The sequence below is a fragment of the TM7 phylum sp. oral taxon 349 genome, assembly GCA_018127705.1.
In the GTDB taxonomy this organism is placed as follows: Bacteria; Patescibacteriota; Saccharimonadia; order Saccharimonadales; family Saccharimonadaceae; genus Saccharimonas.
Window position 1 is genome coordinate 22,475 of sequence record CP072328.1, and the last position, 22,571, is coordinate 45,045.

General features: G+C 47.3%; 23 protein-coding genes and 2 tRNA genes. 15 read left to right on the plus strand and 10 right to left on the minus strand.

Annotated elements, in window-relative coordinates; genetic code table 11:
• Nucleotides 1-104: 104 nt before the first annotated feature.
• The 12 genes from J5A52_00115 (at nucleotide 105) to J5A52_00170 (ending at nucleotide 10,925) form a co-directional block, all read left to right on the plus strand.
• A complete protein-coding gene (locus tag J5A52_00115; GenBank protein QUB37517.1) occupies nucleotides 105-2,504 on the plus strand; it encodes a ribonucleoside-diphosphate reductase subunit alpha in 2,400 nt (799 codons plus the stop codon).
• Between the two features lie 11 nt (nucleotides 2,505-2,515).
• Nucleotides 2,516-3,514 carry a ribonucleotide-diphosphate reductase subunit beta gene (locus tag J5A52_00120; GenBank protein QUB37518.1) on the plus strand — a complete coding sequence of 333 codons (999 nt, stop codon included), beginning with the start codon at nucleotides 2,516-2,518 and terminating at the stop codon, nucleotides 3,512-3,514.
• A 7-nt stretch (nucleotides 3,515-3,521) separates the two neighbouring features.
• Entirely contained in the window at nucleotides 3,522-3,854 is a 333-nt protein-coding gene (locus tag J5A52_00125; protein ID QUB37519.1) for a pyridoxamine 5'-phosphate oxidase family protein, read from the plus strand.
• 98 nt (nucleotides 3,855-3,952) lie between these two features.
• Complete coding sequence (locus J5A52_00130) at nucleotides 3,953-4,147, plus strand: hypothetical protein (GenBank protein QUB37520.1); 195 nt, start codon at nucleotides 3,953-3,955, stop codon at nucleotides 4,145-4,147.
• 140 nt (nucleotides 4,148-4,287) lie between these two features.
• Complete coding sequence (locus J5A52_00135) at nucleotides 4,288-5,892, plus strand: CTP synthase (GenBank protein ID QUB37521.1); 1,605 nt, start codon at nucleotides 4,288-4,290, stop codon at nucleotides 5,890-5,892.
• Between the two features lie 21 nt (nucleotides 5,893-5,913).
• Nucleotides 5,914-6,081 carry a hypothetical protein gene (locus J5A52_00140; GenBank protein QUB37522.1) on the plus strand — a complete coding sequence of 56 codons (168 nt, stop codon included), beginning with the start codon at nucleotides 5,914-5,916 and terminating at the stop codon, nucleotides 6,079-6,081.
• Nucleotides 6,082-6,149: 68 nt separating this feature from the next.
• Entirely contained in the window at nucleotides 6,150-7,790 is a 1,641-nt protein-coding gene (gene argS / locus J5A52_00145; GenBank protein ID QUB37523.1) for an arginine--tRNA ligase, read from the plus strand.
• 55 nt (nucleotides 7,791-7,845) lie between these two features.
• The gene (locus J5A52_00150) at nucleotides 7,846-8,259 is read left to right on the plus strand and encodes an MscL family protein (GenBank protein ID QUB37524.1); all 414 of its coding nucleotides are present in this window, start codon (nucleotides 7,846-7,848) and stop codon (nucleotides 8,257-8,259) included.
• Between the two features lie 321 nt (nucleotides 8,260-8,580).
• Nucleotides 8,581-9,045, plus strand: coding sequence for a hypothetical protein (locus tag J5A52_00155; GenBank protein QUB37525.1), 465 nt, complete (start codon nucleotides 8,581-8,583; stop codon nucleotides 9,043-9,045).
• Nucleotides 9,011-9,580, plus strand: a complete 570-nt coding sequence (locus J5A52_00160) for a transposase (protein QUB37526.1) — start codon at nucleotides 9,011-9,013, stop codon at nucleotides 9,578-9,580. Before J5A52_00155 ends, J5A52_00160 begins: the two co-directional genes overlap by 35 nt.
• A 55-nt stretch (nucleotides 9,581-9,635) precedes the next feature.
• Entirely contained in the window at nucleotides 9,636-9,902 is a 267-nt protein-coding gene (rpsO, locus tag J5A52_00165; GenBank protein ID QUB37527.1) for a 30S ribosomal protein S15, read from the plus strand.
• Between the two features lie 159 nt (nucleotides 9,903-10,061).
• A complete protein-coding gene (locus J5A52_00170; protein ID QUB37528.1) occupies nucleotides 10,062-10,925 on the plus strand; it encodes a hypothetical protein in 864 nt (287 codons plus the stop codon).
• A 661-nt stretch (nucleotides 10,926-11,586) separates the two neighbouring features.
• Here the strand turns inward: J5A52_00170 and J5A52_00175 are convergent.
• Complete coding sequence (locus J5A52_00175; GenBank protein ID QUB37529.1) at nucleotides 11,587-12,432, minus strand: hypothetical protein; 846 nt, start codon at nucleotides 12,430-12,432, stop codon at nucleotides 11,587-11,589.
• A gap of 91 nt (nucleotides 12,433-12,523) precedes the next feature.
• A tRNA-Ser gene (locus tag J5A52_00180) sits at nucleotides 12,524-12,616 on the minus strand.
• 122 nt (nucleotides 12,617-12,738) lie between these two features.
• Here J5A52_00180 and J5A52_00185 point away from each other — a divergent pair.
• The gene (locus J5A52_00185) at nucleotides 12,739-13,179 is read left to right on the plus strand and encodes a hypothetical protein (protein QUB37530.1); all 441 of its coding nucleotides are present in this window, start codon (nucleotides 12,739-12,741) and stop codon (nucleotides 13,177-13,179) included.
• On the opposite strand, the gene J5A52_00190 is transcribed toward J5A52_00185, so the two are convergent.
• Both J5A52_00190 and J5A52_00195 read right to left on the minus strand, forming a co-directional pair.
• Nucleotides 13,169-14,560, minus strand: coding sequence for a hypothetical protein (locus tag J5A52_00190; GenBank protein QUB37531.1), 1,392 nt, complete (start codon nucleotides 14,558-14,560; stop codon nucleotides 13,169-13,171). The genes J5A52_00185 and J5A52_00190 overlap by 11 nt on opposite strands.
• Before the next feature lie 46 nt (nucleotides 14,561-14,606).
• Nucleotides 14,607-14,696 (minus strand) — tRNA-Ser (locus tag J5A52_00195).
• A gap of 514 nt (nucleotides 14,697-15,210) precedes the next feature.
• Here J5A52_00195 and J5A52_00200 point away from each other — a divergent pair.
• Complete coding sequence (locus tag J5A52_00200) at nucleotides 15,211-15,711, plus strand: Hsp20/alpha crystallin family protein (protein ID QUB37972.1); 501 nt, start codon at nucleotides 15,211-15,213, stop codon at nucleotides 15,709-15,711.
• A 131-nt stretch (nucleotides 15,712-15,842) separates the two neighbouring features.
• Here the strand turns inward: J5A52_00200 and J5A52_00205 are convergent, their stop codons facing one another.
• The 6 genes from J5A52_00205 to J5A52_00230 all read right to left on the minus strand — a co-directional run bounded on the left by J5A52_00205 (nucleotide 15,843) and on the right by J5A52_00230 (nucleotide 18,285).
• Entirely contained in the window at nucleotides 15,843-16,262 is a 420-nt protein-coding gene (locus J5A52_00205) for a hypothetical protein (protein ID QUB37532.1), read from the minus strand.
• A 98-nt stretch (nucleotides 16,263-16,360) separates the two neighbouring features.
• On the minus strand, nucleotides 16,361-16,783 hold the full coding sequence (locus J5A52_00210) for a hypothetical protein (GenBank protein ID QUB37533.1): 423 nt from the start codon (nucleotides 16,781-16,783) through the stop codon (nucleotides 16,361-16,363).
• Entirely contained in the window at nucleotides 16,783-17,166 is a 384-nt protein-coding gene (locus tag J5A52_00215) for a hypothetical protein (protein QUB37534.1), read from the minus strand. The genes J5A52_00210 and J5A52_00215 overlap by 1 nt, the downstream gene beginning before the upstream one ends.
• The gene (locus tag J5A52_00220; GenBank protein ID QUB37535.1) at nucleotides 17,163-17,480 is read right to left on the minus strand and encodes a hypothetical protein; all 318 of its coding nucleotides are present in this window, start codon (nucleotides 17,478-17,480) and stop codon (nucleotides 17,163-17,165) included. The genes J5A52_00215 and J5A52_00220 overlap by 4 nt, the downstream gene beginning before the upstream one ends.
• Nucleotides 17,477-17,932 carry a hypothetical protein gene (locus J5A52_00225; GenBank protein ID QUB37536.1) on the minus strand — a complete coding sequence of 152 codons (456 nt, stop codon included), beginning with the start codon at nucleotides 17,930-17,932 and terminating at the stop codon, nucleotides 17,477-17,479. Before J5A52_00225 ends, J5A52_00220 begins: the two co-directional genes overlap by 4 nt.
• Nucleotides 17,932-18,285, minus strand: a complete 354-nt coding sequence (locus tag J5A52_00230) for a hypothetical protein (protein ID QUB37537.1) — start codon at nucleotides 18,283-18,285, stop codon at nucleotides 17,932-17,934. Before J5A52_00230 ends, J5A52_00225 begins: the two co-directional genes overlap by 1 nt.
• A gap of 256 nt (nucleotides 18,286-18,541) precedes the next feature.
• Between J5A52_00230 and J5A52_00235 the strand changes: the two genes are divergently transcribed.
• On the plus strand, nucleotides 18,542-21,760 hold the full coding sequence (locus tag J5A52_00235) for a hypothetical protein (protein ID QUB37538.1): 3,219 nt from the start codon (nucleotides 18,542-18,544) through the stop codon (nucleotides 21,758-21,760).
• Nucleotides 21,761-22,571: the final 811 nt, after the last annotated feature.

The following is a 22,571-nucleotide window of genomic DNA, read 5'->3' on the forward strand; positions in this document are numbered from 1 at the left end:
GTAATATAGACAGGTGCGCTAAACACGGCAGTAGTTACTCCGCTCGGGGGTAGGAGCGGGGTTGTTTTTGCGCTCTAATAGGCATCAATAATAAACGGGGGAATATGAGCGACATTACAGTCATCAAGCGCGACGGCAGTAAAGAGCCGTTTGACGCGAACAAAATTAATCGTTCACTTATGAAAGCGAGTGAGGGTTTGCCAGATCAAATCTCGAAAGTTGTACAAGTTGCAAGCGAATTGCGACTGACGCTATTCAATGGTATGACGACGGAGCAATTAGATGAAGCGGTAATTCAGACAGCGCTGCAAAACGTTAAAGACGATCCAGACTTTGATACAATTGCGGCACGGCTGTTGCTCAAAACAATGTATAAAACGCTGCTCGGTGACTACGAAACGGACGATGAACTAAAAGCACTGCATGCGCGCGAGTTTCCAAAATACATCAAGCAAGCGGTAAAAGATGGGTTGCTTGATGTGCGCATGGCAGATACAAACGTGTTTGATTTAAACATATTGGCAGCAGCGCTTGATCCAACGCGCGATCGTTTGAGCAAATATCTCGGTGTCATCACGAACAAAAATCGGTATGCACTGCGTAAAAATGACGGTTCGCCGCTTGAGGTGCCGCAGTTCACGAACATGCGCATCGCGATGGGTCTAAGCTTTAACGAACCGAACCCGACCGAAGCAGCGATTCGCTTCTACCGCCACATGAGCAACTTAGAATATAGTCCGGGCGGCAGTACGCGTGTCAACGCTGGCGGTACATTCCCGCAGTTAAGTAATTGTTTCGTCATTGACGTTAACGACGACATGGAGTCAATCGCAAAAAGTATTCACGATACCATGTGGATTGCTAAAGGTACAGGCGGTATCGGCATTAGCATGAGTAAGCTGCGTGCTGCCGGCAGTCCGGTAAAGACTACGAACACGGAATCGACCGGTCCAATTCCGTTTATGAAGATGATCGATACGGCACTGTTTGCCGTTAGTCGCAAGGGCAAGAAGGCTGGGGCGGCGGCACTCTATATGGAGAACTGGCATCTTAATTTTCCGCAATTTATAGACCTGCGCCAAAACTCAGGAGACCCGTATCTGCGTACGCGTTTCGCAAACACAGCGGTATTTTTATCAGACGAGTTCATGAAGCGCGCCGAAAATGATCAGGATTGGTATTTGTTTGACCCAGCAGAGGCGAGCGATTTAACTGAATTGTATGGTACGGCGTTTAGCAAACGCTATCGCGAATATATTAAACTGGCAGAAGCCGGTAAACTGCGTACGTTTAAGAAACTATCGGCGCGGCAGCAATACCGCCAGATTCTGATGAGCCTACAGGCCACGAGCCACCCGTGGCTCACCTGGAAAGACGCGATCAATGTGCGAGCGCTCAATAATAACTCTGGTACAATTCACCTGAGCAACCTCTGTACCGAAATCACGCTACCGCAAGACAGCAAAAATATTGCGGTATGCAACCTCATTAGTTTAAACCTGTCGGCGTTTTTGCGGCGCGATAAGACATGGGATTGGGATCGGCTTGAGCAGGCGACCCGCTCGGCAGTGCGTCAACTGGATAACCTTGTTGATATTACTAGCACGCCAGTTGAAGAAGCTATGCATTCAAATATGCAAAATCGCGCGGTTGGGCTTGGCTATATGGGATTTGCAGATATTCTTGAGAAGCTTGAGATCAGCTATGAATCAGATACGGCATACGAGCTGATTGATCAGCTGAGCGAGTTTATCAGTTATTATGCAATCGACGAATCGGCAAACCTAGCAAAGGAGCGCGGCAGTTATCCGAATTTCAAAGGCAGCGGCTGGAGTAGAGGGTTATTACCGATTGATACGATTGCAGCACTTAGCGAGAGCCGCCAACAAACGGTGAACATCTCAACTAAGCAGCGTTTAGATTGGAAAACATTGCGCGCTAAAGTAAAGAAAGGGATGCGCAATGCGACGCTTATGGCAATTGCGCCGACCGCAAACATATCGCATGTGACTGGCACGACGCCGGGACTTGATCCGCAATTTAGCCAAATTTTTAGCCGCAGTACGTTAAACGGTAAATTCCTTGAGGTTAATCACAACTTAGTAGCAAAATTAAAAGAGCTAAAGCTATGGGATGAGCTAAAAGACGAATTACTCATCAATCAAGGCGACATTCAAGGTATGGAACAAATTCCGCAAGCAGTGCGTGATGTTTACAAAACGAGCTTTCAATTGTCGCCGTACGCGTTTATTGAAGTAGCGGCACGGGCGCAAAAATGGGTTGACCAAGCAATTAGCCGCAACATGTATTTGGAAACGCGCGATATTGATGAGTATGAAAAGATCTACCGTGAAGCCTGGCGCCGCGGCCTTAAGACGACGTATTACTTGCATGTGAAACCGCGTCATCAATCAGAACAGACCACTGTTGCTGCAAACAAGGCAGAGAAAATTCAGAAAGAAAATCAACGCAAAGTTGGATTCGGCTTTGCACGGAAAAAATAAGAGGAGGAGCTATGGCAGTATCAACACAACCAAAGGGAATTTTAGGCTCAGGCTTGCGCGACGGGCTGCAGCTGAAGCCGGTGCGTTACCAGTGGGCATATGACCTATATAATCAAGCGGTAGCGAATACGTGGTTCCCGAACGAAGTGCAGCTTGTGCAGGATTTAACTGACTTTGAGAAAATGACAGACGAGGAAAAGCATGCGCTCAAGACTGTTATTAGCTATCTCAATCCAAATGAACTGCTTATTAACAAAAGCCTCGCTTTTGGAATCTACCCATATGTCAATGCCGCTGAAGCGCATTGTTACCTCTCGAAGCAGATGTGGGAAGAGGCAAATCATTTCATGACATTTGAATATATCATTGAGACGTTTCCATTTAATCGCGAAGAGATTTACGCAGCCGGGCGCGGCAAGCAAAGCCTGAAAGATAAATCTGACTTTCAGCTGAAGTATGTCGGGCGCATGCTTAACGATAAGCTTGATGTTACTACGACTGAAGGCAAAAAAGACTTTGTTCGTAATCTTGTAGCATACAATATTGTACTGGAGGGTATCTGGTTTTACTCAGGTTTCATGGTTGGCATGAGCTTTCGGCGGCGTAATCTATTGCGTAATGTTGGCAGCTTATTAGATTGGATTACGCGCGACGAAAATTTGCATTTAACATTCGGCATCAATCTGTTGCTCACTATTATGGAAGAGAATGAAGATTTGCAAGACCCAGAGTTTGCCGAGGAAATTCGCGGGCTGATTCTGAAAGCCGTTGAACTCGAGGAAGCGTACAACAAAGATATGCTGCCGCAGGGAATTTTGGGCTTGAACGCAGAGTATGTTAATCAGTATGTCAAATTCATGACCGACCGGCGGCTTGAAGAGCTTGGGTTTGAGAAAGAATACCACGTATCGAATCCTGCCAAGTGGATGGCAGCGGCGAATGATACGTTGGAATTGGTAAACTTCTTTGAAAGTACAAATACAAGCTACGAAGTTAACTCGGTAAAGTAGAGGTGCCATGAACAATTTTGACTCAGTGCGGGTTGGTTGTTTAGCGACGACGAATGCCGACGGCTCGCCGCGTGCAACGCCACTCCATTTTGCACTCACTGATACGCAACTGGTCTGGCTGTCATCTGAAACGGCGGTTCACTCGCAGAATATCAGTCGCGATCCGCGCGTATCATTTACGATGTGGAAGAGTCCAACGATTGCGCTGCGTATTGATGGCACAGCACGCGTAGCATCGGGTGATGAAGCTAGAGCGTTGACGCGCGCCTTCCGCGAAAAACTTGGCGATTCGCCAAAATTACCAGGCGCATTCGTCTACGCTGTCGACCGCGTAAAGTAGCATATTCTACAACGTACGATGGTCGCATTTTGATTGAATCAACGGTACGCAGTACTGTATGATAAACATAAGCAGATAGTATAAAAAGGGGGATAGATATGGCAGACGATGATACGGCGTCGGTAAAACGTGTGTTATCAGACGATAACGCATCGCTTGAAGATAAACTGAAAGCGATTGAGCAAATGGTGCAGCAAGCGCAGATAGAAGCTGACATGAAAGCAAAAGCCACCGGGGAAATTGTTGCGCCCGTTGATCCGGCTGATCTGACGATGTGCATTGGCTGCCAGTAAACATCGTTTTGATTTTAGCGTAATCAAAAATTGTCTTTTGTGATAGTTGACAGAGGCAATTTTTGTTATTTAGTGTCTGTAATATCCTTGCTACGCTACATGTAGCGTAGCAGATAAGAACCATGCTATAATAAAATTCCATGGAGATAACAGATCACATGGGCAAACAGACAAAATTTATTTTCGTTACCGGCGGCGTTCTTTCGGGGGTAGGAAAGGGAATTGCCGCGGCAAGCATCGGTGCGGTACTTAAGTCCAAGGGCTTGTCGGTTTCAATTCAAAAATGCGACCCGTATCTCAATGTTGATGCGGGTCTTTTGAATCCGGCAGAACACGGTGAATGTTTTGTTACTAAAGATGGTGCCGAAACTGACCTTGATCTGGGGCACTACGAACGATTTCTTGACATTGAATTAACGCAGCAGAACGCAACGTTGGCGGGGCGTTTACTATCAAACCTGATTGCCGACGAGCGTGCCGGCAAGTTCGGCGGCAAAACCGTGCAATTGATTCCGCACTTAACCGGTGCGATTCAACAGGCAATCATAACAGCCGCTGAGGGCAGCGATGTTCATATCGTTGAGATTGGCGGCACAGTAGGTGACTATGAAGGTCTGAGCTTCATTGAAGCAATCCGTGAATTTGCTCATAAAGTTGGCAAAGAGCACTGCTTGTATGCGCATGTTGTGTACGTACCTTTTATCGGCACAAGCAAGGAATTTAAGAGTAAACCAGCGCAAAACGCTTTGAATGATCTGCGCGGTTTTGGTATTGTGCCGGAAATTGTAATTGTACGCAGCGACAAGCCGGCACCAGCCTCAATCGCGCGTAAAATCGCATTATTTGGCGGCGTCGACGAAGCAGGCGTGCTAATGTTACCGAACGTAGACAGCGTATTCAAAATCCCAGCGCGTATTGCCGAAAGTTCGCTCATGACAATTCTTAATACATTTACCTGCAATGCAGCGCTGCCGCAGTTGGATGCATGGGCAGATTTGGCGCAGCGGCAAAACAAAACGCACCGCGAAAGCGTGATCGTTGGGCTTGTTGCAAAATATATGGATAACGAGGATACCTATCTATCAGTGACGGAAGCGTTGCGGGCTGCTGCCTGGGCGGAAAATGTCGGGCTAACAATTAAGTGGATTAATGCCGAGACGGCGACGAAACGTGATTTTGCGAATGTTGATGCGCTACTCGTGCCTGGAGGCTTTGGCGTACGCGGCGTTGATGGTAAGATTGCAGCGGCAACCTATGCGCTTGAGCACAATACGCCATACCTCGGGATTTGCTTAGGGCTACAAACGGCGGTGATCGCGGCGGCGCGGCGCGCAGGGCTAACGGATGCGCATAGCACAGAATTTGATTCCGCAACGACACACGACGTTGTTTATATTATGCCCGGGCAAGAAGGTAAAGAGTCGACAGGCGGTACATTGCGGCTTGGCAATTATCCAGCAGTATTTACGGCGCGGTCAAAAGTTGCAGAACTGTATCAAAATGATCATGCAACTGAGCGCCACCGTCATCGCTACGAAGTAAATCAGTATTATTTGCCGCAAATTAAAGCGGGCGGCGTTGTTGTAAGCGGTACGTCGCCTGATGGTTCGCTCGTAGAATTTGTTGAAGCGCCGGCATGCGATTTCTTTGTTGCTACGCAGGCGCATCCGGAATTTCGTTCGCGTCCGATGCGCCCGCATCCGTTATTTGTAGGGCTTATTCGTGCTGCTATTGACAAAAAATAGAGCTTATGCTAATATAAAACTATGGCAGAAGAAAAACAAACACTAGAAGTAAGGTCTGTCGACGACATGATGTCTCAAGAAGATACACTCATGTTGCGCGCCGTTTTGCGCGACTGCAACTCGCGTGGCGTCGCTCCAGTATCAGTGTATCGTCCGGCAGACTATGAAGACGGCGAAGTACTCGGGTAGCTACTGCCGTTGAGTAAAGTGTTCGAGGTTGTTCTCGAGCACTTTTCGTGTCTGGTATAATGGAGTGTATGGATGATATACTGCCATATATTAATAAAATAGTCAAAGAACAATTCAATCAAGATATTACCGTTGAATGGAGTCGTCCCGACCCGAAATTCGGCGATTGGGCGACTAATGCCGCGCTGCAACTCGCTAAGCCGCTTGGTAAAAAGCCGCGCGATATTGCCGAAACAATTGCCGAAAAGCTACGCGAAAATGAGAATATTGCTGATGCTATAGTAGCAGGACCGGGATTTATCAATATACGACTGAGCGATACAGCTATACTGCAATCTCTATACGATAAACCGCACACGCACCGAGCAGGAAAAGTGGCGGTTATAGAAACAAACAATCCAAATCCATTTAAGGCAATGCACATCGGGCATGCATACAACGCGGTCGTCGCCGACACGATGGCAAATCTTTTGGCGGTAGATGGTGCGGCAGTTCACCGCGTCAGCTACCATGGCGATGTCGGTACGCACGTCGGCAAAAGTATGTGGGCAATTTTGCGCGAGATAAAAGGCGATATCCATGTGCTTGATTCAATTCCTGAATCAAAGCATAACGAATTCATGAGCCGCATGTACGTTGAAGGAGCGCGCGCCGCGAAAGAATCGCCGGAGGCAAAAGAAGAGATCAATGCGTTAGCGAAACAGTCATTTACACTTGACGATCCATTGTATAAGCAAGTTTACGAAACTTGCAAAAAATGGAGTTTCGATGAAATTGACTCCATTGTACGCCGTTTAGGCAACGCGCCGATTGAACGCCGCTACGTTGAAAGCGAGACGGAAGCACCAGGAAAGGCGCTTATCAAAGAGAAGACGCCGGAAGTATTTACTGAGTCGGATGGTGCATATATTTTTGAAGGCAGCAAATATAGCTCCTTTGACAACATTTATATCAGTTCGCATGGTAACGGTCTTTATGGCGCGCATGACATGGGGTTAATCCAGCTGAAATATCAAAATTACCCGAACATGGACGAATCTATTGTCGTGACAGGTGGCGAGCAGGCGGCGTATTTCAAGGGTGTTATTGCAGCAAGCGAATTGGCGATTCCTAAGCTCAAGGGTAAACTGTTTAATTATCCGACCGGCCTCGTTAAACTTTCGACAGGAAAAATGAGTTCGCGTACAGGTGACGTTGTGACAATTGATTGGTTGTTTGATGAATTCAGTAAAGCAATTACAACGCGCGGCGGCAAACCGACCGACGAGATTGTAGCGGGTGCGTTGCGCTATCAGTTCCTGAAAGTAAAAATTGGCGGCGATGTGATTTTTGACATCAACGACGCAGTGAGCTTGACGGGTAACACCGGAAGCTATCTGCAGTATACTCACGCTCGAGCGCGGCGCGTTCTCGAAAAGAGCGCACAAACACCGGTATTTCCGCAGGTTATGTACGATGAAGATCGTACGCTTATCCGCAAGCTTAGCGAGTATCGTGAGACTGTTGAGCAGGCAGCGCAGAGCCTGGAGCCGCATCATATTTGCACCTACCTCTTTGAGTTGGCGCAGGAATTTAACCGCTACTATGAACACCATCAGGTGATTGGCAGCGACAAAGAAGCGCATCGCATTGCCATCATTGCTCTCTATGCTGACATTTTGAAAGCCGGGTTGGCAATTCTTGGCATCAGTGCGCCAAACGAGATGTAGCATTGGCATATAAAGTTAATGCGTTTAGTTAAGGTACAGCAAGAGGAGATTGGCTATGACAGCGACCAAAAAATCAGCAAAAAAACCGACAGCAAAGAAAATCGTCAAAGAGACGGAACTAAGAGCAGCTGATGTCATAAAAAAGAGCCATCTAGCAGGGTTTGCAACGTTTATCCGTGAGCAAGGCGTGGTTGGGCTAGCGGTCGGGTTGGCAATCGGTGCGGCCGCTGGCGACACGGTGAAAAAACTCGTACAAGCGTTTATTGATCCGCTTGTGCAGCTAATTGTCGGTTCGCAAGCAGGATTGCAAGCTGCTTCATTCACTGTGAAGTTTGGTAATCGGCAAGGTGTATTTCTCTATGGGGCGTTTGTTAGCTCGCTTATCACGCTGCTCGCGACAGCATTAGTCGTTTACCTTATCGTCCATTTGCTGCATTTGGATAAATTAGATAAGGCAAAAGAACAATAAACACAGCCGCCTATGCTTCTAGCGCAACGCTGTTGAGTTTCCGCAAATTTTCATGCGTCCCTAATATCGCCTATATCTAAACAAATAAATCCTTAAAAAACGCCAAAATATATAAGGAATCCTTTTCTTTTTTTTATGTTGAATTACAATATCAACATAAAAATCATTGAATTGATCCTTATAATGAATAGCATTCACACTTTTATTGCAGTTTGCGGAAACTCAAGCAACGCTACACGTACACCCCTCAAAACCTTTGCAACCAAAAGCAGGCCTCGTAGACTGTAGTTAAACCACTAATTACAGAAAGGAGGGCCTGCTGTGGCCTATTCTACCAATCCTAACCTGCCAAAAGCTAGAGCTTCGGCAATGAAACTACTCATATGCGACCAGTTGCCAGTCAACGTAGTAGCTTTACGCTCTGGTGCGCATCGTAGTACTATTTGGCGCTGGCTGCAGAAGTGGCGGCAGCAGAATAGCGGTGTCTGCTTTGTCAATGCTAATAGACAGCAGCGCAAAGTTACTCCTGCTGGATATATTCCTGGAGTGGGTGCTGTCTCTCAGTTTCGATTACGTGCCTGCTCGTGGCAGATTCCTACCGTATCGTCTCGCCCGCACAGTCATTCTCGGGCTATTCCCGCACATATTGTTCGGGCAGTGCTGGAGACGAGGAAGAAACTACAGCGATGCGCTGAGGTAGTGTGGCACCATGTCTGCTATGTATTAGGCTATGTAGTGAGCTTGAGTAGCCGTGCGTCGCATTCTCAGGCGACACCACTGCTTTGACGGCGCCAGAAAGCCACGGATCATAAGAAGTAATCCGCATCGACCAAGAGCGACTGCCCCAGGCGAACTTGTCCAGACGGACACTATTCACTTTGTGTGTCCGTATACCCGCCAGCGCACATATATTTATACTGTCATTGACCTATATACTCGCATGGCCTATGCTAGGGCGGCTAGGCAAATAATACCCCAAGAGGCCGCGAGAACCATCTTGGATGCCCAAAAGTTTTTTGGCTTCCATTTCAAGATGGTGCAGGCTGACAATGGACTTGAGTTTAGTCGTCACTTCGAGCAGACACTTGCTCAATATGGCATTGTTACTCGCCACAGCCGCCTCGGCAGGCCGAACGATAACGCTCACATAGAACGGTTTAATCGTACTTTGCAAGACGAATGTACTAGTAGAACCCTTTCTTACCAGACAAACACACAGGCAATCCAGGCACGACTAACGTCGTACCTGGATTATTACAACCACCATAGAGTACACTTAGGTATACAGATGCGAACACCTGCGGAGATGTTGCAAAGGTAGTGGGTTGGTACGGCTACATTGACGCAGCACTAGAAGCCTGGTATAATCAAAGCCTATGATATCAAAGGATAACAAAGCGAAAGCGATTGCTTTGACTCAGGTCAATAAAAACGATGTCGGTAGCCCGCAGGCGCAGATCTCGATTTTGACGGCTCGTATCAAAGAGGTGACTGAACACCTAAAATCCAACAAGCACGACCACATGGCGCGCCGCGGATTGATTCAGATGGTAGGTAAGCGCAAGCGCCTGCTGAAATACCTTGAACATACGAACTTTGACGCGTACAAAGCGACGCTTGAAACATTAGGCTTGCGCAAATAGTTTACGCAACCTGCAAAACTCCCTAGCCAAGTAACGAGACTAGGGAGTTTTTATATTACTATGAGACTCTGAGCTTATTGATGTAGCGAATATAGTATACAATGGTTGACAAAATGTATACTCTATGCTAGAGTAAAATTATAAAGTGCAAAAACAAAAATGCGTGAAATTCTAGGTCAAAATCAAGAATCTGGCGATCAATATACTAAGTTGAGGGAGCAGGAGTTATCGCAGCTCGGCGAGGAGTTGTCAAGGAAGTTGACGGCGTCGTTGGAGGAGCGCAATGCTGCGTCGTCGCTTGATTCAAGCGGAGATAATACGAGAGACGATATGATTGATAAGGCGCGGGCTGACGTCGCAGCAGCTTTTGATAGTCCGGCTAATGATAGAGGAAGACAATTGCTTGTTGGTGAAGCGTATAAAGCAGTGACTTCGGGCGGTGAACGAGCTACGGGCGTCATACGTGCTGAACGGCGACGAGACATTATCATAGACGGTACAGGTGAACGATTCAGGAAGAATGAGAGTTCATCTTCGGACGAGCGAAATATGTCAAAGTTAGACAAAATGTTTAAACGCCAGGCGGAGCTAGAGGCAAAGGGCACGCCCGTAGAGATGGCAATGGCTGAAGTTATGCGCGCGTATAGCACTAGCGATAATGCAATTGAGCTTGCTTCAAACCAGCAAGTCCAACCAACAGAACATGCTCCTGACGCCTCAGTAGATTACCGGCAACCTGCAGAAGTATTCTCCTCAAAGACAGTAGAAGACGGTAACCCCATAGATCAACCGGAAGAAGAGGCAACTGAACTAGTTGCAGATGGCGCTGAAACGGGAACAGATCCTGTGCAAGCGGCTGAATCTAAATCAAATCTAGAGCAGGCGCATACGGCGGCGGCAGTACGCCCAGTTGCAGAAAAAATCAAAGAAATGCCAGTGGCGAATGACGAGGAAAGAGAAGGAGACACCACTCCTGAAGAGCTGATGGCTAGCGCCAGCGAAGAAGGGACGGACGAAAAATAAATCGTGGAAAGTACAGAAGCAGCAGCGGTCGAGACTGAGAATACTATACAGGAGGCGCAAAAGAATACCGTTAGTCAAGAGCAGAGTAGCGCAGAGTTTGACCAAAGGAGTGCTGGCAGGGAAGTTTATAGTTTCTTTCAATCATACGAGCCTCTTTTGAGTGCAGGGGCTCGGAAGGACCTTGTAAGGAGGATTAGGAATAATGAGTTACGTATAACGCCGGATGTAATAGCTGAAATACGGAAGGTGGAGCAGGAGTTTCCTCGTGGATCTGGGGTTTGGAAAGAAGCTGGTCGTCAAAAGGGCTCAGCGCTGCAACGTGCCGCTTATGAAGCGCATTCTAGACTAGACAGTATTGTGTCAATTTTGTAAACTACGCCGAATTAGGTACAGTCAACTAACATGGAACAAGCGTAAATTTTAGGTATGTTACAATAACAGCGTTAACGTACCATGTTGTATGATTAGCCCTTGAAGTGTCCTCACGGGCACTTCTTGTTTTTTACAATAATCTGAAGATTTTTTAAGAAGTTTATCAAAATCACGTCGCCAATAGGGATAAATAGGGGAAACGCCGTAATGCTAACTATTCTGAGTTATTTAAGGATCTATTAACTTATCTATGGGTAGGGTGTTTTGGGTTGGGTAAGTGTACCAGGTATTACAAACGAAGTTTCGCGAGCAGTTTATCGACAATATCCGGACTCGCTTCTTTCATCGGCAAACGCGCTGCTAACATATCAACAAGATTTTCACCAACTTCAGTTGGGAAGTAAATATTCTGTCCTAGCTGAAAGCGTTTTCGCGGTATGAGTACAACATGATTTGCCGTTTCCTGCTTCACAACACTGAACGACTTGAATTGATCAAACGTATATAGCCGATCATTTACGTAAATTCCTTTGCGACTTACTATGTAGTCGATCGTCGCTGGCGGGCGGCGAACATACAACGCCAATGCTACTGCCATCACCGGTACGAGCACCGCAAATGTTGGCGATTTGAATACAAAAATTGCTACCGCAATGAGCGCAAGTACGACAACGCCGAATCCGACATACCAAATTGGCTCGTGTTGGTGCTGCATATACTCAAGCGCCTGCCAGCGAACAAGAATCTCATCGTCAGGGAGATCGTCAGCTGTCGTGTCATCTGTAGCATCAGGCTGATCTGGTAATTCTTGAGTAGGCGGTTCAGCAGTTTGTTGCGACACCGCTGCAGCGGCAGGGTCAGGCAGTTCAGAAGAGGACGAAGAAGTCACAGGTACTTCAGAGGAAACAGCCTGCGGTGCTAGCTGGGTCTCCGGTACTGCTGCCATCGGCGCCTCTTCTTGTACTGCAGAAAATTCGGTGGACGAAGTTGCCACTACCGGCGACACTTCAGATGCCGCTGTAGGTTCAGCCGGCGGTACCGCTTGTGCCGTATCTTGAATCGGCTGATACGCCCCATGCGCAGTTGATTGCGCTGGCTGTTGCCAATCTTGAGTTTGTGACTCTTGGTCTTGCATGTATTCATTGTACCATGAGCAGGTTCTATTCGTATACCTACGTCGCCACTACACCAAAAAATGACCCACGCTAGGTCATTCTCTCTGCTCTTGGCGGAGGAGGGGAGATTCGAACTCCCGCTGCAGGTCTCCCCACACTAACGATTTAGCAAACCGTCCCCTTCAGCCACTTGGGTACTCCTCCATTTGCAAAATAAAATACCTCACTAGTGTAGCATAATCTCAGGCTGTTGCCTAGGGGAATAGTCCGTCGTATACTATGAGATAGGCGTATACGTAAATTCGCTAAGGAGATGTACATCTATCATGAAATATATTCGCATCATTTTTGGATCACTCGTCGCAGCAGGAGCAATCGTCCTCGCAAATAACTTAATTGCAGCAGCGATCGGAGGCGGCATCGCCGGCGGTGCACTTTCTGCACGCGGTTCAGATCAACCGGCAAATTTGTTTGGCGATACTGGCGTATTCGCGCAAATTAGCAGTATTTTATTGTTCATTATCGGCGCCGTTGCCGTTATTATGCTGATTATTGGCGGTCTGCGCTATGTCGTCTCGGGTGGCGACGCATCAAAAGTACAAGATGCTAAGAATACGATTTTATACGCACTCGTTGGTATCGTCGTAGCAATTTTAGCGTACGCAGCTGTTAACTTCGTTATCGGCAGCTTCATACCAAGCGCAACAAACCTAACTGGCGGTACCGGAGGTGGCGCTACCGGTCCATACGGCGCATCTACTCGCTAGTTTTCAATAACGTAAAACCGGCTGAATCGGCAACAACCGGCTTCCATCCATTGCGTCGCAGCTCCTTTGCGAACGCTGTATCTGTTAAGACTGCAGTGCAGACAATATGGAACCGCGCAAATTCGCGTTGGCGAAATGACGCGTCACGTACAACACGGTAATAATTATCCATTAATTTCGCACCACCGTAGCGCCAGCTCGGCATCCGTCCGTCAATATACACTTTTTGCCTCGGCGCACGCCATATCAGATAGCCGCCGATATTGTAATCATTGTATAAATTGCCATGGCTGCATACGCCAGCTTGCAACGACTGCGCAATTTCACGCGGATACCGCGACTCCGCCACCACGCGTACATCCATGAGATCCCGCCACATTAAATAACCCCCAAAACTAACAATGATAAGTGCGAGCGCTATCATCAACGGACGAATCGCCTGCAGGCGTTCACGAATATGCGCCCAGGGCAATGGCGCCACCGCCATCATATGCACAATATCCGCAACCGCAAATACAACAAGAATAGGCACATTGCGTACGCTCATCACTGTTCCAATGATCAAAAACGTAGGGAAGGCCAGCGCTGTTCGCCATACCGAGCGCGTATAACAATAACGGCACGTTGCCCATACCGCTGCTAGCAGCGCAACTTCAATACTAAACGCCAGCGACCGCCATTCACTAATCCGCCCATGCAGAGAACGGTCGCCAAGTGTACGTATAATTTCAATGTAAATCGCCGCCCCATAGGGCGTCACTGCCGTCGCAAGTACGCTCACAACCATAATTACCGCCGACCGCCACGACGGACGCGCAACTAGCCGGTATGCAATGTATGCAAGCCCAACAATAAATCCACCATGTAAGTTTGCCCACGCTAGCATTAAAAAGGGAATAAGCCAGTGCGTACGTCGCGATGCCCTAAATAGCTCATATAGTATCGCAGTGCACAGCACCGTCCATGCAATCGCGCGTACGCCCGCAAACGGCAAACATGTAATAGCCCCGACAAGCACGATCGCCGACAGCCGGCACCGCCGCGCTACTAACCAAAGCGCTATCGTCCATACCGCAGCATAGAGGAATGCCACGAGCGTATAGCCGCCAAGATGATGCGTCGCTGCAAGTACCATGTCACTGAGCCATTCATGATTAATCCACGGGAAATGCTGCGCCGAAAATGTAAAAATATCATGCGTAGGGATACCGTGCACCCAATAATACTGTCCCGCCGCTAAATGCCAGCCAAAATCCGGGTCAATAATTCCAAACCCGCGCACAAAGAATAACGCAAATACGACTCCATACACAAACCACGCCGGTAATACATAAAGGCGTAGCCACCAGGGATATTTCGCTGTTCTTTGACGGTGCTTCATGATATAAAAAACGAGTAACACTAGTTAAACATTGGTTACTCTTATTTGGCGGAGAGGGTGGGATTCGAACCCACGGTGAGTATTAGCCCACGCCGGTTTTCAAGACCGGTACCTTCAACCACTCGGTCACCTCTCCGTACCGATTTATTATATCAAATAGTTACCATACAAGAAAACGATTAAACGTAAGAACAGCCATGCCCCGCGACTCTGTTGCAAATTTAAGCCTATAGTAGGGAAGTCTTATAATAGCGATCAGATTAAGTATGTCAAAACCATATTTCATAGCGTCCAGACATACTCAAAGAGCGTATTCATTACTGAGCTAACTATAATCGGTATTCGCTCACATGCCGCACCCGTATCAATAGAATATGGTATTGGAGCATAATCAGCGCTTCATTGCTGACTTTTCATATGCAATACAGCAACAGCATCACTTCGATACGATGTTATTTTTACAATTATCACATAAAATTGCATCAATCATACCGTAGAAACAACAGTAGTGAAAGACGGAACAGCACAGAGCAATCCCTTCATTGTAATTTTTACGTTACTGTTACGATATAGTTGATTATACCGCAACCATTAGCTATAATGTAGTCATACAATCTGTCAAATAGCCGATGAGTAAAGTGGAGGATATCATGGCACGCAAGAAAAATGATGATTTGTTGATTGAAGACGAGCTGGCTGCAGCGTTTTTGAATGATGACAGCATGGATCTAACAGAGCCGGTTGCTGCACCGCAGGCCACAGCAACTGCACCAGCGCCAACAGCAACCGACGCGAATGCAGCCTGGAATGATCAAGAAGAGGAATTCCCAGGGCAGCTCGCAGTTGACGTATACGAGACAGACGAGAGTCTAGTTATTAAGGCGCGCACTGCCGGCGTCAATAAACAAGATCTTGACGTTAGTATCTCCGACGGTATTCTCACGATCAGCGGTACGTTATCAAGCGGAGACGACACAACCGTATCACGCTGGCACATTCAAGAGTGCTACTGGGGTGAATTTAGCCGCACACTCGCATTGCCTGTTGCCGTAAAAGAGGATGAGGTATCAGCAATATTAAAAGACGGCGTCCTGACAATCAGCTTCGTCAAAGTCAAACAAGAGCAAGCGAAGAAGATCGCGATTCAGTAATGCAAGTACTGTAAGAATTATATAAAAATAGCCTTCTGGATAAGGCTATTTTTAATTAAACAGGACTCAAAAATTAACCGTAATAAATAAGCGCTTCGTTTGAAGCGCTTATTATGCCGCAAGTAATAAGCTCAACTCGTTGAATTTGAGGCAAAGCTTGTAAGAACGAAGTTAACCGCAGCGTAGGCGAGAAGCGCCACAACAATACCAACAATCGAATAGAGAATCGTGTTTTTCGCATTCTGCACGGCGGTCTGGTCACCTTGCGACGTCGTATAGCGAATACCGCCGATAATCAGCATAATCACCGATACAGCGCCAATGATGAAGAGGAGCACATTCGTAATTGTTTGAAATATAGCCGTCTTACCTTCGCAGCCTTCCTCCGTACCAAATAGACACTCACCTTGATCGTTACCTCTCGCCGAGCTGGCGCCATTTTTAACCGATAGTCCTTCAACAGCGAATACCGGCGCCGAACCGACAGACAGCACCAATGCAGGCACTGCAAGCAGTGCGAGAACGTGGTCTTTTGTAATTCTTAACTTCATATAGTTATATCCCTTTCTTTATACAAAATTACGCTTACTTTCATTATATACCATATAATACCATACTGTGGAAAGAATTTTTCTCAAGAAACTATATACTATCTAGAACGCGCAACCAGCGTAGGAGATGTCGGCGCAGAGGCGATGCCAAATTGTAGAAGCACAAAGTTTACGATCGCATAAGCAGCAATCGCCACAACAAGCCCAACGACCGCATAAAGAATCGTGTTCTTCGCACTAGACACGGCTGTCTGGTCACCTTGCGACGTCGCATATTTAATACCGCCAATGACAATCATAACAACACAGACTGCCCCAAGGACAAACAACAGAATACCAACAATTATCTTTATAATGTCACCTACCGTCATACTTGCACCAGTAGAGCTAACCTGGTTAACGCCATTTCTAACGCATTGCTCTGCTGTCCCACAATCGGCGGCATATGCTAGCGATGGCGCCACAGCACCTCCTGCTAATACCAGAGCGAGCGCTATTATCACTTGTCGTATTTTCATCATTACACTCCTTGTTTTACATTATCTATCACATAGCTTACTATGACCGTCGCGAAAAGAGCCACGAGAAGTCCGGCAACCGCATAAATGATCGCTTGACGAGCCTTTTTTACTTTCGTTTGGTCGCCCTGCGACAGAGCCATTTGAAATCCTGCGATCACAATGATAAGAATAGAAATTGACGCTAACGCTTGTATCGCCACGCGAATTGCTTGCCCAGCAACGTTTTTTCCGTCTTTATCGCTGCTTAAATTATTCTCACAGGCAATATTATCTATGCCCAACGTTTGGCAGTCTGTAAGCTTAATTGCATGCGACACCGGTGCAAGCATAGCACTCGCAGCAACCGCACAGCAAACAGTACATAGCAGCCACCGGCGAATCATAATTTTAGCGCCCCCAGTACAATGTGCGTAATGCCAAATGCAAAGAATATAATTGCTAGCCCTATAAGAGCACCGAGAATTGTATTCTTCGCACGCGCCACTTGCTGCTCATTATCTTGCGAGAGGGTATAGTAAAACCCGGCGATCACGACCACAGCAACAGCGATAACGCCAGACCAAAAATATACCGTATCCAGAAGGTTAGACAGCTTAATATTTTTTGCTTCTTCAGAAATTGCAACCGACGACGTGTTATCACCCCCTCCAGTCGTTATCTTCGTCGCCGCTAATATCAGCCAAGATGGAATCATCATCTTATTGCCGCTCCTATTGCGTTCACTATTGATGCAGCCAGAATCGCAATCGCCATACCGATCAAAGCATTCGTAATCGTCTTTCGGGCTTTCGCCATGCCATCAGGCGAGCTAGAATTCGTCATATATTCAAAGCCGCCGCGTATCAAGAAAAACACCGCTGCATACGCCGCAAGCATGAGAGCAGCCTGGAGCAGATTTGCGCCTATCTTAGCGCCGGTCTTCACAACATCTACCTCTTCGCCGTTTTTTATCGGCGCAAACTCGCATCCGCTGCCGCCTGATAGACCATTGTACCACGCTGGCATGCCAAACAACGATGCGTCGCAGCCGCCGCTCTTTGGCTTTGCTATTGCTATTGGCTCCTCGGCATGCGCAGCTGTTGATAAGGAAGTGCTGCATAAGCCACCTCCCGCCAGCACAATCGCCAACAAAATAATAGTACGTTTCATCAGGTAAATATCCCTCCTGGAATGAGCCAGTTAAGCCCAAGATACATTAATGCAAACGCCACGATTCCAATCACGGTGTTCATAATGATTTTTTTTGCTTTTGCAATCATATCGGCATTTCCGCCGGCGCTTGAATATAATATACCTGCATAAATAATCGCTCCGGTCGCCGCCAGCCCCACAAGGGCGATCATGATATTGAGAACCCAGATTAGAAGCTTCCAAATAGCAGTATTAGACACGTCGCTGCTTCCTGCTTTCTTATCGGCAGCATCGCAAATACTCTTGGGTAGCGCTGCACACTCCAATGCCCTCGCTGTGAATGGCGCAAGAATAACATAGTATATGCCCATAGCGGCAACGATACATAATCCAGTAGCTATTAGTCTTTGCTTCACGATGGTATATAATCTTTCTACACCCTATAGTGTACTCATAAATACAACTATACGCAACTAGTCCACGTATTCACAGCGTGCTAACTTCCTCCATATAATTGACTTTTTAGCATAAAAGTGTTAACATAAAGAAGTTATGTGGGATTTGTGGAGACATATCACGCGAGGGCACATATCCTGGCGTCGTTTTTCGTTATTAGCCACATCCGTAATGATGGCTGTATTTGTCATTACCGCCACATTTTCCCAGACCGCCTATGCCGCCGACGCGACGCGCGATAAAGATGGCAGTACGCTATCGTACGACGGTAATAATTATTCGCGCATCAATAAAGAGTCATTTACTTCAGACGAGAAAACGAAAGGGCTGCCAATCGCAAGCTCAGGAGATTTTGACGGCTACCAGTTTATCGACTCAGAGAACGTGCTGCACCTCATTCTTACCGATGGCGACGCGACAAAAGCAACTTCCGGGAAAGCCGTTACCTACACGCTCAAAAATGGCGTATATGATCCCACCTCGCAATCCGAGATTAAGAACGTTTCAATCGAAACAGGCGAGATTGATAACTCTGGAACCTGCAAGTTGCTTCAAGTCGGCTGGCTGGTCTGCCCCGTGATGACCTTTCTGGCAGATTTCATGGACAAGATTATGGACATCTTGCGCAATTTTTTGACCGTGCGTGCCCTGAGTACCAATACGCACGACAATCCCGTGTATGAAATCTGGGAAAAAGTACGCGACCTCGCTAACATCTGCTTTATTATCGCATTCTTGATCATCGTATACTCTCAGGTGACAAATTTCGGCATCAGCAGCTACGGTCTCAAGGTTATGCTGCCGCGCCTAATTGTTGCCGCGATTCTCGTCAACGCATCGTATTGGATTGCCGGTTTAGCAATTGACGTATCAAACCTCCTTGGTACAAACATACAAGATATGTTCACTGCCGTACGAAAAGGTTTGTCCGGCTACGACAAGGTGGGGACAGACCTCGGCTGGGGCAAGCTAACAGGAGTAGCCCTCACCGGTGGTGGCATCCTCGGCGCAACAATTGCCGCAAATGGCGGTGTCAGCGCGTCACTTACACTGCTCGTTCCAGCGCTCGTCGGTGCGCTACTAGCAGCAACGGTTGCCGTTGTCATTCTTGCGGCACGACAAGCACTTATCACGCTTAGTATTCTGATCGCGCCATTAGCATTTGTCGCATATATCCTACCAAGCACAAATAAATACTTCGACAAATGGAAAGATTTATTCTTAACAATGCTTCTGATGTTCCCGATCGTATCGTTCGTTTTCGGCGCTGCCCAGCTCGCCGGCTACGCTATCATTGTGAACGCCGGCGATTCACCAATCCAGATCATTATCGGTATGGCAGTACAAATCGCGCCAATCGCCGTTACGCCATTCTTGATTCGTATTAGCGGCAACTTGCTCGGCAAGATCGCCGGCATCGTAAACGACCCAAGCCGCGGGCTCGTAGACCGCACGCGTAGCTGGGCGCAAGATCGTGCTAAATACCAAGCTGCTAAAAACCGCGCCGGCGCACCGCTCATTGATAAAAAGAACGGCCGCTTAACCAACAATGCGTTAACGCGCCGATCGGCGAAGCTGAAAAAAGCCGCCGAGCGCACCGCGGATGGACTCAATCGCGTTCATACGAGCAAACTGAATCCGAACAGCCACATGAACAACGCGATTCGCCGCCGGCACCACAAGAAGGTACGCCAGCAAGCGCTAACTACTGCCTATGAATCAATGGCGAATAACAACGCTACCGATTGGGACAACAAACGCTTCGGCAGCAGTTCGGCGCGTAACATAGAGGGCAACGAAACAGCACGCAAATCTGAAATTGATAACGCATTCTATAACACAGACCATGGTTTCGCGCTTGAACGCCGAACACGCTCAGCGACAATACAAAAAACTGAGATTGATAACAGATTTGATCGTGTCAATAAAGACCTCATTGCACGCCAGCAGGCAGCCGAAATCGACAAGACGAACGTACAAGCTGAGTTCAACGCTACCCACATTGGACATCAGATAGACAAAGCGCGTCGAACCGCAGAACGCGCAAAGCAAATCACAGAGCAGGATTTGGAAACGAGCTGGCATGAATTAAATCTGCGCGATCCAGGAAACCAAGAGCAAGAAATGACGCTCCGCGTACGTACCGACGAAGCTGCCGCCAAGAAATCGCAAGTTGAAGCAGTCTATAAGGACTTGAAGGCGAACGTCCAGGGGCAAATCGTTGGATCGCGTCTCAACGCAGCAGTTGAGTCGCAGCTCAAACAGCGCGCCTTTGATGCTGCCCAAATCGTATCTGCCAGTGCTGGTCGCGAAGCTGAAGCGACGCGCGTACTCAACGCTAAGATAAACACCGAGCTGCTCAGCAACGGTAAAGTATATCAGAAGGATGCTAACGGCAATATTGTTAATGACGCCAATGGTCAGCCGATCGTGATCAGCCAGCGCAAAATAGACGGCAATATTGAGCTCCACACCTACGCAACCGGCGTTGGCTCAAGCAATATGATGCTCGCACGCGCCCAAGCGCAGCACGCCAAAGATCAAGAAGCTGAATCGGCCGCAGCATTCACGCTCATGAAGCACTTTGACCTCAGTTCAAACGACTATCATGCGCTTGCCACCACCAAAGACGCAACCGTCACGCGCACCAAGAACGGTAACACGATCACCTTTAACTTTAACGATGAAGCTGTTAAAACCGCTGCCATCTCATGGATAGCAAAGAACGGATCGCGCGGGCAAAAACTTGATCTTTCGTTTAGCGGCGCAGATGGTGCGGCAAACAGCGGCTGGGCTGGATTCATCACACGCGAACTCATGGCAAATGGCTTTGGCGCTCTAGAACCATGGGCGAATGATGTCACAATCGACCTAATGAGCCGCGGCTTGGTCACTAAAGACAGTGTTGATTTCCACTCATTCCGCGAAATCATGGAAGGACGGCTCAAGTCAGAGAAGTTGGCAGGATCAAGCGATGGCGGTATTGCGCACCTACACAAGGTCTTCCAAGACTACAGCCAAAATGGCAGCAACTGGCAAAATCTGGTTAACTCGTATCTTAATTACCTCCGCGACACTAAGGGCTACGATAACGCACGTCTAATGAACATCGAACAAAATATCCGCGATATGTTCCGCGTACGTTACAGCGACTTGATTGAAGCTCATGACGAAATTGAAGCAAATGAGAATCTCAGCAAGCTCGCTAGCGGGCAAGCGCTCAACCAGCTACGCCGCGGTGTTACTGAATACAGCACAAGCACCCAAGGTAGAGCTGATATTGAGCGCCGCCGCGAACTACGCGAGGCGCGCAAACACCTCCGCGACGGTACTGCCAGCGCTCAAGATAGGCTACTCATACAAAGAGAAGATAACCTGTATAAGCTGTAACGCCTCTTATGCGTAAAGCTCAACAACTTCTGCTGCATTCCTAGGTGCTCATAAATAGTGTTTTGCCGACAAATAAGCTTTAAGATTACGCCAGCTCGTAAGAAGGGATTCACTATCTGCCGTAGCTCAAAAAATACGATCAAAGAATGCGCAAAAAGCAATCACTTCACTGTATATCCGATTCTAAGGTAGAGGAGGTCAGTACCACAACGCTGATGTTGATAAAGCTATTGAGTCCAAGAAGGATAGAGGATGGACGTCACATTCTATCACTCACTCTTACTTCTACGCTTAAATAGCATACAATCCTTTAGGCGGTACATTAAACCAACCCAAAACACTCCAGTAAAATTAGCCCTAGCTATATAGTAAAACAACGAATAACAAGCTGACCTTATAGCTACTTTCACTTAAGTTAGAGCAATAGTAATAGCAATAGTACTATTACTATCAGAATAGCAATGAAAGCTTTGGAGTGGGTGATGAGTGATGGGTGGTGGTGGATAGTGAGTAGCGGTATGTAGCACTATCACCTTTACCCTTATATTCCTTACTCTTACCTACAAGTATCCAATAGTCTTTTAGCTATTCTTTTAGCTATTCTCTTAGCCTAAAAATACCGGATATCGATATCCGGTATTTCTTGTTTATTTTACCTCTGTTATCTTTTATTCTTTTTTCTCTTCTTTTATATATAAATATATAGAGGAGAATTATGGTAAGAATTATGAGGAAGAATTATATGGGATTATGGAACTATGAAACTATGGGAGTTATAGAGTTATAGAGTTATAGAGTTATAGAGTTATAG